Origin of the sequence: Caballeronia calidae, from assembly GCF_900044055.2 — a bacterium.
Classification (GTDB): domain Bacteria; phylum Pseudomonadota; class Gammaproteobacteria; order Burkholderiales; family Burkholderiaceae; genus Caballeronia; species Caballeronia calidae.
Window position 1 is genome coordinate 1 of sequence record NZ_FCOX02000335.1, and the last position, 705, is coordinate 705.

The 705-nt window shown below is 60.0% G+C and carries 2 protein-coding genes; both read left to right on the top strand.

The features are described from left to right. Positions 1-242: transposase (locus tag AWB78_RS42915; protein ID WP_198399512.1), on the top strand; the 242-nt coding region annotated here is incomplete at its 5' end. A gap of 282 nt (positions 243-524) precedes the next feature. Next, a partial coding sequence (locus AWB78_RS49250) for a hypothetical protein (protein WP_232478158.1) occupies positions 525-705 on the top strand: 181 nt, incomplete at its 3' end.

Here is a 705-nt window from a genome sequence, read left to right on the forward strand (position 1 = left end):
TGAAGGTCGATGCCCGGAAGCGCCCGCTATGCGCCGCGATGGCCGACAAGTTTACTTGTGCGCAAACTCAGGCGGCCTATCGAAAGCGCAAATGGCTGTCCGAACCGCCGAATGCCTGGGTAAAGAGCGTTCTCGGATTTCGACAATTCAGCATGCGTGGACTGGCCAAGGCACAGGCCGAATGGAAACTCGTCTGCGCGGCGCTGAACCTACGCAGAATGTCGAAAATGACGCCTGCGTAAGTCCCGAAGGGGACAACATTGCCCTGATTTCGCCGCCGGGAAAGCCACTTTTGCGCGCAATGGCGGCCCAAACCGCAATCGGCGTTGACGCCCGCACGATGTGGCGTCAGTACCGGCAGCTCAAATCCTGTCTGCCGCGCGGATTCCTTCTATGAGCAGTAATTTGTCAAGGCCCGCTCGCGAATCGTCGATTACTTCCTCCACATCTCCTTGCGAGTGTGACTGGGGTCAAGGGCAGGCGGAGCCTGGCGTAGCGAGCCTTTGACACTCGGAAGAGGCGATATGCTGTCGTATGTTGGTGAGCGCGCGGTATTGCGCTCGCCAACTGCGGCAATCGAATTCACGTCCCCCCTGCCTGAAGCCCGTGGCGCTCGTGAGATGATCCAACGTCCCACAACCTTCTATCCGCTGGCCCGGTTCGCCAGCCCTATCCTGCATGCGCGCTGCGCCGGAGTCTTGTCCG